This is a genomic window from Paraburkholderia sp. CHISQ3 (assembly GCF_030464945.1).
Lineage (GTDB): Bacteria > Pseudomonadota > Gammaproteobacteria > Burkholderiales > Burkholderiaceae > Paraburkholderia > Paraburkholderia megapolitana.
Genome location: NZ_JALPRG010000010.1, coordinates 30,037 through 40,701, shown reverse-complemented (window position 1 = coordinate 40,701; position 10,665 = coordinate 30,037). Strand labels below are relative to the sequence as shown.

The following is a 10,665-nucleotide window of genomic DNA, read 5'->3' as shown; positions in this document are numbered from 1 at the left end:
TATTCAGCGGATTTGCGGCACTTCATCAACATACCTCAGCCGCCATCCGACATTTCCATGATCGATGCAGTCGGCGCTTCGACGCGGTTCGCAATCGACATCCGCGCACCGCGCCACACCACCTGCGAGCCAAACGCCGCGCCGAGCCATTGCAGCGCGAGCAAGCCATCGCGCAGCGGCACGAGCGGCAGGTCGCGCCAGAACGTGCGGCCGGCCCGTGCCTCGCGTGCATGGAGCGCCACGCGTGCGATAAGACCGCTCAGCGTGCCGATTGCCATGGTCAGCGCAGCGTCGGGATGATGCGCGTGCAGGCTCAGCGCGAGCAGCGCGCCGGCAAGCAGCCACGGCGACGTGAATGTGACGAAGAGAAACGCGAAGCCCGCTGGATTCACCGAGCGGATCGTGCGCAGCCAGCGCATTTCGCGCGTCCATAGCGGGATGAAGCCGCGCTCGATTACATCGGTTGCAACCGTCACGGGCGACAGTACCGTCTCGAGACCGAGCCGACGCGTGTGTTCGGCAAGCAGGTAGTCGTCGGCGAGACAGTTTTTCAGCGCTTCGAAGCCGCCGATGTCATCGAGTGTCGAGCGGCGCAACGCGAGCGTGGCGCCGAAACCGAAGCCGCGCGAACCGCCCGCATGCGCAATCCGCACCGACGGCGCAAACCATTCGTCGATGAACAGCGCTCCCACGCGCGACCAGTAACTACCGATACTGCGCGCACGATACAGGCACGTGACGATACCGACACGCGGATCCGCGAGCGGCGCCGTGACCTGCTCGAGGTAATCCGGCTCGACCGCGATGTCGCTATCCGCCACGACAATCACGTCGTGTCGTGCATTGCGCGCCATGTTGATGAGGTTGCTGACCTTGAGATTGCTGCCGTACACGCGTGGATCGTCGATCAAGGCGATGTCGTGCCGCGGATACTTCTTTTGCAGGCGGCGCACGACAGCGATCGCCGGATCGGCCGCCGACGAAACACCAAACAGCAGTTGAACGCACGGATGCATCTGTTCGCAAAAAGTGGCGAGATTCTCGAACAGATGCGGCTCCATGCCGCAAAGCGGCTTCAGCACGCTCACCGATGCCACCGGTTCTCTCAGCATGCCGTGGGGCCGCGGCTTGCCCGCGTGACGCTCGCCGCTTAGACCACGTTTCGTGAAACGCGGCATCGCGACCGCGGCGAGCAGTGCGTAGATCGTGGCGGCACAGCACAACACGATCAGCAGCCATTGGAATAGGGACAACGTATGCGCGGTCATCGCCGGTTACTCCGGATAAATAACTGCGCAAAACACTTCGACGGATAAAAGTAAGAGTGTGTCAATCTGCACGACCGCTGCTCCTGGTTTTGCACCGGCGACGGCCGCGTCAAAACGCGCCGCGCCGCCGGGCAGGCAGCGTGCGAAGCACTCCGGTAATGGTCTGTAATATTGAAGCCGGCATTTGACAGACAAGTGAAGGCATCACGCAAACATCGCGTGCCCGACCTGTCGATGTGGGTACGACAGGTTGTCAGTCAAGTGATGCAAAAGCTGCATCCAGGCTGCAAATACAGAGATCGCAACGCGTGACATGTCGCGCTGCAAAACAGCGCAAACACACGACGCGGCACCGGTTGAACGGCGTTCGCACGCTCAGTGATGTCGCAGAAATTCTAGCAGCGCGTTTTACGATTTGTTGCGTACGTCTGCATGATTTGTGTGTTTTTTTGTGTGTTTCCTTGCTCAAGCTTTTCACGTTGCCAACAGGGTGCTGTCAACCTGTCGCGCTGCATTGCGGCGCGTCGCAATAGCCCCTGAACACCCTGCTGCAATTGTGGACTTGTTTTCACCGTCAGCACGAATCAAGGCGCTTTGGCAAAATCCGTCAACACCATCCTTTCGCCTGGCCTTCATCGGCTAGCCGTGCAGACCGGCGTCACGCCACAAATACAACCACCATGATCCCCTTCTCGGTTCTCGACCTCTCGCCCATCACCGCCGGCGCATCCGCCACGGACGCATTCCGCAACTCGCTCGATCTCGCGCAGCACGCAGAACGATGGGGCTATCGCCGCTTCTGGCTCGCCGAACACCACAACATGACGGGCATTGCGAGTGCGGCAACCTCGGTCGTGATCGGTCACATTGCCGGCGGCACGAAGACGATCCGCGTCGGTTCGGGCGGCGTGATGCTGCCGAACCACGCACCGCTCGTGATCGCCGAACAGTTCGGCACACTCGCGTCGCTGTATCCAGGGCGTATCGATCTCGGTCTTGGCCGCGCGCCCGGCACCGACCAGACGACGGCGCGCGCGCTACGTCGCGACCTGCAGGGCAGCGCCGATTCGTTTCCCGACGACGTCGTCGAATTGCAGCGTTATTTTGCCGACCCGGTGCCTGGCCAGCGTATTCGCGCCGTACCGGGCGCAGGTTTGCATGTGCCGTTATGGCTGCTTGGATCGAGCCTGTTCAGCGCGCAGCTTGCTGCTGCGCTCGGCCTGCCGTTTGCGTTCGCTTCTCATTTCGCACCGGACCATATGCTGACCGCGCTGCGTGTGTACCGCGCGCAATTCCGTCCGTCGGCGGTGCTCGACAAACCCTACGCGATGATCGGCGTGAATCTCATCGCCGCCGATACCACCGACGAAGCGCTGCGTCTTTTCACGTCGCTGCAGCAGCAGTTCATCAACCTGCGTCGCGGCACACCGGGCCAGTTGCAACCGCCGGTCGACCATCTCGAAGCCGCCGATCACGAACTTGCCGCCGTCGCTCATTCGCTTGCCTGCACGGTGATCGGCGATCGCGATGCGGTGCGCGCGGGCCTGCAGTCGGTGATCGAACAGACCGGCGCGGACGAACTGATCCTCACCGCGCACATCTACGACCATGCGGCCCGGCTACGTTCGTTCGAGATCGGCGCGCAGATCCGCGACGAACTCGCCGCGGCGGCGCCTGCGCAATAGACTGCCGACGCGGGTTACCGCATCGACCGCTCGACAATCAATGATCGGCCGGCACTGCGGCAAGCCCGTCGAGCAGCGCCTTGTGAAACGCCTGCGGGTCCTGCATCTGCGGCGCGTGGCCCAGCTCCGCAAACTCGATGAGGCGCGCATGCGGAATCGCCTGCTGCGTGAGCTTCGCGAGTTCGGGGTAATGGCCGATCTTCGCGCGCACCTCCGGCGGCGAAACGTCCTTGCCGATCGCGGTGGTGTCCTTGTCGCCGATCATCAATAGCGTCGGCACCTTCAGGTTGCCCAGTTCGTAGACGACCGGCTGCGTGTAGATCATGTCGTACAGCAGCGCCGAATTCCACGCCACGATCTGCTTGCCCGGCCCGCGGTACATACCCGCCAGCATCTGCACCCACGGCTCGTAGTCGGCGCGCCACTGTCCCGCGTAATAAGTGCTCTGTTCGTAGTGGCGGATGCCGTCGGCGGTCGTTTTCAGCTCGCGCTGGTACCACTCGTCCACCGATAGCGACGGCACACCCTTCGCCTTCCAGTCTTCGAGGCCGATCGGATCGACAAGCACGAGCTGCTGCGTTTGCGCCGGGTACATCAACGCATAGCGGATCGCCAGCATGCCGCCGGTCGAATGGCCGATCAGCGTGATCCGTTCGATGCCGAGCGAGTCGAGCAGCGCGTGCGTGTTGCGCGCGAGTTGCTGGAAGCTGTACTGATAGTGAGCCGGCTTGGTCGATTTGCAGAACCCGATCTGGTCCGGCGCAACCACGCGATAGCCCGCATCGGATAGCCGGTGTATCGTGCCCTCCCAGGTCGCCGCGCAAAAATTCTTGCCATGCAGCAGTACCGCGGTTCGCCCGTTGGGATGTTCCGGCCGCACGTCGAGATAGGCCATGTGCAGCGCTTCGCCCTGCGATGTGAAGTCGAACTGCTGGACCGGAGCCGGGTAGCTGAAGCCTTGCAGTTCGGGCCCGTAGACCGGACCGTCGCTGTCGGCCTGCGTCGGGCCGGATGCACTGGAGGCGCTGGACGCGTCGCCGACAGCACCGGCCTGGGTGGCCGGCGCCAATGCCAGCGCGGACACGAGCACGGACGCGGCGAACCGTGTGGCGAAGAACCGATAACGCGAAATCATGAATGGCGTGCCTCGTGCGACTCGGAGCCGACGATTCTACCGACGTACCGCCCCGCCTGCTGCGAGGTCGGCAGGTGGCGCGTGTTGCGGTCGATATTGCGTTGCCGCATCGTCTGGCCGGCGGGTCGACCAAAGCAAGCGGGCGATCGTCCGGCCGCCAATCGATAGCGAACGCGCGGGTACCGGTCGATGCAATCCGGCTCAAAGCATGCCCCTATCGCCCCACCGCTGCCATTGAAGCGAGCGTGCGCCGCGAATCGGTGCTAGAAATACGGGGCGTGCACCGCAACCGCAATTGAAACCGTAACCGCAACGAGCGCAACGACCGCAACACGAGGCAACCCGACGACAGCGCACAAGACGCCAGCACGACCATCTGGGGCAAAACATCATAGGAGACGTACATGCACACACCGGCCAGTCTCAACGATCTGCAGCACACCACCCTTGCCATCGTGCTCGCGGGTGGCCGTGGCACCCGGCTCGGGCCGCTCACGAATAAACGCGTGAAACCGGCCGTGCACTTCGGCGGCAAATACCGGATCGTCGACTTTGCGCTCTCCAACTGCCTGAATTCGGGCATCCGTCGTATTGCCGTGGTGACGCAGTACAAGGCGCACTCGCTGTTGCGCCACGTGCAGCGCGGCTGGGGCTTCCTGCGCGGCGAGTTCAACGAATTCATCGATCTGTGGCCGGCCCAGCAGCGCGTCGAAGGCGCGCACTGGTATCGCGGCACGGCGGATGCGGTGTTCCAGAATCTCGACATCATCCGTTCGATCCGCCCGAAATACGTCGTCGTACTGGCCGGCGACCACATCTACAAGATGGACTACACGCGGATGGTGCTCGACCACACCGAAAGCGGCGCGGATTGCACGGTCGGCTGCATCGAGGTGCCGCGCATGGACGCAACCGCCTTCGGCGTGATGGCCGTCGACGAGTCGCGCCGTATCACCGGTTTCGTCGAAAAGCCCGCCGATCCCCCCGCCATGCCGGGCCGCCCCGATATCGCGCTCGCCAGCATGGGCATCTACGTGTTCAACGCGGACTACCTGTACACGCTGCTCGAGGAAAACATCACGAGCGCCGCCACCGATCACGATTTCGGCAAGGACATCCTGCCGCGCGTCGTCACTCAGGGCCACGCCATCGCGCATCCGTTCAGCATGTCGTGCGTGACGTCCGACCCGACCACCGAACCCTACTGGCGCGATGTCGGCACGATCGACGCGTACTGGTCCGCGAATCTCGACCTCGCGTCGACGATTCCCGCGCTCGATCTGTACGACCACAGCTGGCCGATCTGGACGCATCAGGAGCAGTTGCCGCCGGCCAAGTTCGTGCGCGACCTGAACGGCCAGCAGGGCTCGGGCACCAGCATGATCGTGTGCGGCGGCTGCGTGATCACGGGTTCGCAGATCTCGCGCTCGGTGCTGTCGTCGAACGTGCTCGTGAAGTCGTTCTGTAACATCAGTGAGGCAGTCTTGCTGCCACAGGTGACGGTTGGCGCGAGTTGCCGGCTGCGTCGTGTGGTGATCGACCGCGGCTGTTCGATTCCCGACGGTACGGTGATCGGTGAAGATCCGGTGCTCGACGGCGAGCGGTTCTACCGGACCGACAGCGGTGTCGTACTGGTTACCGCTGAAGCGTTGCGACGGCAGACCGAACGTGCGCATTGAGTGGATCTGCGCTCGCCGCGAGTGAGGCAAACGGAAACGCTGCAATGCCAAAGCATTGCGGCAGCTGCCGCGCCGTCAGGTTGCGCAGATAAGCTGCTCAGATAGTTCAATTAACCGCGTCTCTCCACAGGTTCAACGCTTATGACGATTCGCGCGCTGCACGTTGCCAGCGAGCTGTATCCGCTTCTCAAGACCGGCGGTCTCGCCGACGTTGCTGGTGCGCTGCCGCCCGCGCTGATCGAGCGCGGCGCGGATGTGCGCGTGCTGCTGCCGGGCTTTCCGGCGGTCGCAAACGGGCTCGCGGACCTGCGCACGGTTGCGCGGCTCGATCATCCACTGCTGGGCTCGCGCGCCGGCCTGCAACACTCCGTACACGCGCCGCACGCCGCCCACGCGACGCTCGAACTCGGCACGCTGCCCGCGAACGGCCTCTCCGTCTACATGATCCGCGACGACGCGCTGTACGACCGGCCCGGCAACCCGTATCTCGATGCCCAACACGTGCCGTACGGCGACAACGCGGAACGCTTCGCGCTGCTCGGCTGGATGGCCGCGCAACTCGCCCAGCATGCCGACTCGGCATGGACGCCGCAGATCATCCACGCACACGACTGGCACGCGGGCCTCGCGCCCGCCTACCTGCGCGCCGCCGAACGCAGACACGGCAGGCGTCTCGCGCACACGGTGTTCACGGTGCACAACCTCGCCTACCAGGGCGTGTTTCCGGCGCAGACGTTCGATCATCTGGCGTTGCCGGCCGACTTCTTCGACATGCACGGGGTCGAGTTCTACGGCCAGTTGTCGTTTCTGAAAGCGGGGCTTTACTACAGCGACCGGCTCACCACCGTCAGCCCCACGTATGCCCGCGAAATCCAGACGCTCGCCCAGGGCGGCGGGCTCGATGCGCTGCTGCGCGGCCGTACCCACGATCTGACCGGCATCCTGAACGGCGTCGACTATGGCGTATGGAACCCCGCCACCGACGAAGCGCTGGCCGCGCGCTACACGAGCAGCCGGCTCGCCGGCAAGCGCGCATGCAAGACCGCGCTGCAGGAACGCTTCGGCCTCGCACAGAAAAGCGATGCGCTGCTGTTCGGCGTGGTCAGCCGGCTCACCGAGCAGAAGGGCCTCGACCTGCTGCTCGGCGCGCTGCCCGAGATCGTTTCGCGTGGCGGCCAGCTGGTGGTGCTCGGCACCGGCGACCCGGCGCTCGAAGCCGGCCTGCTGCGCGTCGCTCATGCGCATCCCGACGCCGTGGCCGTCGAACGCGGCTTCGACGAGCCGCTCGCCCACGCGATCGTCGCCGGCAGCGACGTGATTGCGGTGCCGTCGCGTTTCGAGCCGTGCGGTCTCACGCAGCTCTACGCGCTCGCGTACGGCTCGTTGCCGCTCGTGCATCGGGTCGGCGGCCTGGCGGATACGGTGGTCGATGCATCGCTGGAAAATCTCGCCGACGATCTCGCCACCGGTTTCGTGTTCGAGCGCTTCGAGCCGGAGGCGCTCGGCGGCGCGATCCGTCGCGCGTTCGCGCTGCATGCGCGGCACAGTGAATGGAAGGCCGCGCAGCAGCGCGCGATGCGTCAGGATTTCGGCTGGGGCGCCTCGGCGCAACGCTACCTGGATCTTTACCGGGCGCTCGTGCAAGACCCCGCCGGCGCGTAAAAGGCGCCCGCGAGGCGCCCGCGCCGGCTGCCCGCGACCGGCCTCCGAGTCGCCGCAAGCACCGCCGCTCACGGGTGGACACCTGCACGTAGACGAGCACGCACAAGCGGGCTCGACCCGTGTTCTTGCCGTGTTCGCCCCCGCCAACTGACGATTCCAGGCAACACTCGCCGCACGGCACAGGTTTCGCCGCGCGAAAACTCATGTATTGTTCCTGCACTGGCGGGCGCCGGGCTGTAACCGGCCACCCGCTTCGCTTCCACGCGGATCGCCCAGGTCCGCGCCCGATCGCAACCGACCATGAAAAACGTCCTGAGCATTCAGTCGCATGTCGTCTTCGGACACGCCGGCAACAGCGCCGCCGAGTTTCCGATGCGCCGGCTCGGCGTCAATGTCTGGCCGCTCAATACCGTCCAGTTCTCGAACCACACGCAATACGGCCACTGGACCGGTAGCGCAATCGATGCCGCGCAAATGGGCGACCTCGTCGACGGAATCGGCGCGATCGGCATGCTGCCGCGCTGCGACGCGGTGCTGTCCGGCTACCTCGGCACCCCCGAGCAGGCGCAGGCGGTCATCGACATCGTCGCCTCGGTGAAGGCCGCCAATCCGCACGCGTGGTACTTCTGCGACCCGGTGATGGGCACCACGACCGGCTGCAAGGTCGAGCCTGGCATCCAGGAGTTTCTTGTGCGCACGATGCCCGAGATCGCCGACGGCATCGCGCCGAATCACAGCGAACTGCAACGGCTCGTCGGACGCACGCTCGAAACCGTCGACGAAGCGATCGTCGCCTGCCGCGAAGTGCTCAAGCGCGGCCCGAAGATCGTGCTCGTCAAGCATCTGCTCGATCGCAACAGTCCCGCCGACCGCTTCAACATGCTTGCCGTCACCGAACGCGAAGCCTGGATGGGCCAGCGCCCGCTGTATCCGTTCGCGCGGCAACCGGTCGGCGTCGGCGACCTGACGAGCGCGGTGTTCGTCGCGCGCACGCTGCTCGGCGATCCGCTGCGCGCGGCGTTCGAGCACACGCTCGCAGCCGTCAACGCCGTGGTGCGGACCACCTGGGAAGCGGGCCGCTACGAACTCGAACTGGTCGCGGCCCAGGACGAGATCGCGCGGCCGCGCGAATGGTTCGACGCGTGGATCGCGGAGACGAGCTAGTGCGCTGGTGTCGCTCTGCTCGCGTTGCCTGTCTATGCGAGCCGCGAACGGAACCCAACCCGGAGCCAACCCCAAAACGCCTATAATGCGTGCCGCGCAACACCCCAGTAACGAACGAGGTTCAGATGGACGGCCATATCCGCAGCGAGCGGGAAGAATTTTTCGAGCAGTTGTGCATCAGCGTCGATGCCGGTGAAACCCACGAACAGGAAGCGATCGAGTTCTTCGAGAACCAGTTCGGCGAGGCGGATTTCGATCCCACGGAATGGCTCGACATTGCGCTCTATCACGCACCGGAAGTCGCGCGCGGCGTCATCGAGATGGTCGCCGCAGACGACCGCGCCCGCAGTAACATCGCCGCAATCATCGCGGATAACCTCGACATCTCGTACGGCGAAGACGAATGCGAGCAGTTCGCGCAAACGCTGCAATTCGCGCTCGCCAACGGCATTCCGGTCGACTTCGACCTGGTGCTCGACGGCTGCCAGCGCGCCATCGACGATCTCGACACGTGGGCCGACGAAGACACGAAAGCACCGCTTCTGCGCCTGCGCGAAGAATTGTTGCGTCTGCAAGCAGACGAGTGAGTCTGGTCTGACGAATCATCGCTAGAACAAAAGCACGCAGTGCGTCGCTGCGCAACGCCCGCCACACACGCCTGAACTCCCCCTCATCGCCGCCTGTCGCTGTGCCGAAATGCGCACGCGAAGCGCGGCGTTCTGCCAAGACGTTCGCAAATTGGCTTCTTATATTCGCGCCACGTCGAACCCGAGCTGGCGCGCATGGCCCATTTCATTGGCCGCTTCATTGGCACCTTCATTGACCAATAAGTCGCGCGCTTCCGTGTTTTCCTGCATTGCCCGCACAGCGGTATCGTCCGTACGCTTGCGGCGTCACCTGTCGATGAATGGAGAAATCATGAGCTTTCGCAAGACGCTGAAACCGGTCGCGGTGGCACTCGGTGTGTTGTTCGCGACGGCGCCGCTCGCCGCTCTCGCCGACAGCCTGCCCGTCAAGATCGGCTTTGCCGCACCGCTCACCGGTGCCAATGCCGGCTACGGCAAGGACCTCGAGTACGGCGTGCGGCTCGCGCTCGACGAAGCCAACGCGCAACAGATCAAGATCGGCGACAAGGTCGCGCACTTCGATCTCGTATCGGAAGACGATCAGGCCGATCCGCGCATCGGCGTGCAGGCGGCGCAGAAGCTCGTCGACCAGAACGTATCGGTGGTGGTCGGCCACTTCAACTCGGGTACGACGATTCCCGCGTCGCGCGTCTACGAGACCGCGGGCATTCCGATGATCGACCCCGCGGCAACCAATCCGGTCATCACCGGCCAGGGCTTCGCGAACACCTTCATGGTGATCTCCACCGATGCGCAGAACGCCGGCAACGCGGGCATCTATGCAGTCGAAGTCACGAAGGCGAAGCGCATCGCGATCCTCGACGACCGCACCGCCTTCGGCCAGGGCGAAGCCGACGAGTTCGAGAAAGCGGTGAAAGCGCACGGCGGCAATCTCGTCGCGCATGAATTCACGTCGAACCAGGCCGTCGATTTCCGCACCCAGCTCACCAAGATCAAGGCCACCGATGCGGACCTGCTGTTCTTCGGCGGGCTCGATACGCAGGCGGCGTCGGTGGCCAAGCAGATGAAGCAGTTGGGACTGAAGGCGCAGCTAGTGGGCGGCGGCGGTGTGATGGACCCCGAGTTCATCAAGCTCGCAGGCGACGCCGCCGATGGCGCGATGGCCTGGGAGTACGGCCGGCCGCTCGCGCAACTGCCGGGCGGCAAGGACTTCTCGCAGAAGTTCAAGAAGCAGTTCGGCGTCGACATCCTGTCGTACGCGCCGTTCGGCTATGACGCCGCGTGGGCCGCGATCAAGGCGATGGAAACGGCGAAGTCGTCGGCGCCGGCTACTTATCGACCGGCGTTGAAGAGCATCAGCTTTGATGGTGTCACCGGGCACATCGCGTTCGACAGCAATGGCGCGTTGAAGAACGCCGCGTCGACGCTGTATCAGGTGAAGGGTGGTACCTGGGTGCCGATCGTGACGAAGGGCGGTAGCTGATT

General features: G+C 64.3%; 8 protein-coding genes. 6 read left to right on the top strand and 2 right to left on the bottom strand.

Features of this window, described 5'->3' with window-relative positions:
* Positions 1 to 35 precede the first annotated feature (35 nt).
* Complete coding sequence (hpnI, locus tag M0D65_RS22800) at positions 36 to 1,268, bottom strand: bacteriohopanetetrol glucosamine biosynthesis glycosyltransferase HpnI (RefSeq protein WP_266254684.1); 1,233 nt, start codon at positions 1,266 to 1,268, stop codon at positions 36 to 38.
* Positions 1,269 to 1,948: 680 nt separating this feature from the next.
* Between hpnI and M0D65_RS22795 the strand changes: the two genes are divergently transcribed.
* Entirely contained in the window at positions 1,949 to 2,953 is a 1,005-nt protein-coding gene (locus M0D65_RS22795; protein ID WP_266254683.1) for an LLM class flavin-dependent oxidoreductase, read from the top strand.
* Positions 2,954 to 2,990: 37 nt separating this feature from the next.
* Here the strand turns inward: M0D65_RS22795 and M0D65_RS22790 are convergent, their stop codons facing one another.
* Positions 2,991 to 4,088 carry an alpha/beta fold hydrolase gene (locus M0D65_RS22790; RefSeq protein WP_266254682.1) on the bottom strand — a complete coding sequence of 366 codons (1,098 nt, stop codon included), beginning with the start codon at positions 4,086 to 4,088 and terminating at the stop codon, positions 2,991 to 2,993.
* 404 nt (positions 4,089 to 4,492) lie between these two features.
* On the opposite strand from M0D65_RS22790, the gene glgC reads away from it, so the two are divergent.
* The 5 genes from glgC (at position 4,493) to M0D65_RS22765 (ending at position 10,663) form a co-directional block, all read left to right on the top strand.
* The gene (gene glgC / locus M0D65_RS22785; protein WP_266254681.1) at positions 4,493 to 5,767 is read left to right on the top strand and encodes a glucose-1-phosphate adenylyltransferase; all 1,275 of its coding nucleotides are present in this window, start codon (positions 4,493 to 4,495) and stop codon (positions 5,765 to 5,767) included.
* Positions 5,768 to 5,908: 141 nt separating this feature from the next.
* Positions 5,909 to 7,429, top strand: a complete 1,521-nt coding sequence (gene glgA, locus M0D65_RS22780; protein WP_266254680.1) for a glycogen synthase GlgA — start codon at positions 5,909 to 5,911, stop codon at positions 7,427 to 7,429.
* A gap of 300 nt (positions 7,430 to 7,729) precedes the next feature.
* On the top strand, positions 7,730 to 8,593 hold the full coding sequence (gene pdxY / locus M0D65_RS22775; RefSeq protein WP_091018949.1) for a pyridoxal kinase PdxY: 864 nt from the start codon (positions 7,730 to 7,732) through the stop codon (positions 8,591 to 8,593).
* Positions 8,594 to 8,718: 125 nt separating this feature from the next.
* Positions 8,719 to 9,180, top strand: coding sequence for a hypothetical protein (locus M0D65_RS22770; RefSeq protein ID WP_266254679.1), 462 nt, complete (start codon positions 8,719 to 8,721; stop codon positions 9,178 to 9,180).
* A 331-nt stretch (positions 9,181 to 9,511) separates the two neighbouring features.
* Positions 9,512 to 10,663: a branched-chain amino acid ABC transporter substrate-binding protein gene (locus M0D65_RS22765; protein WP_266254678.1), complete on the top strand. Its 1,152-nt coding sequence runs from the start codon at positions 9,512 to 9,514 to the stop codon at positions 10,661 to 10,663.
* Positions 10,664 to 10,665: the final 2 nt, after the last annotated feature.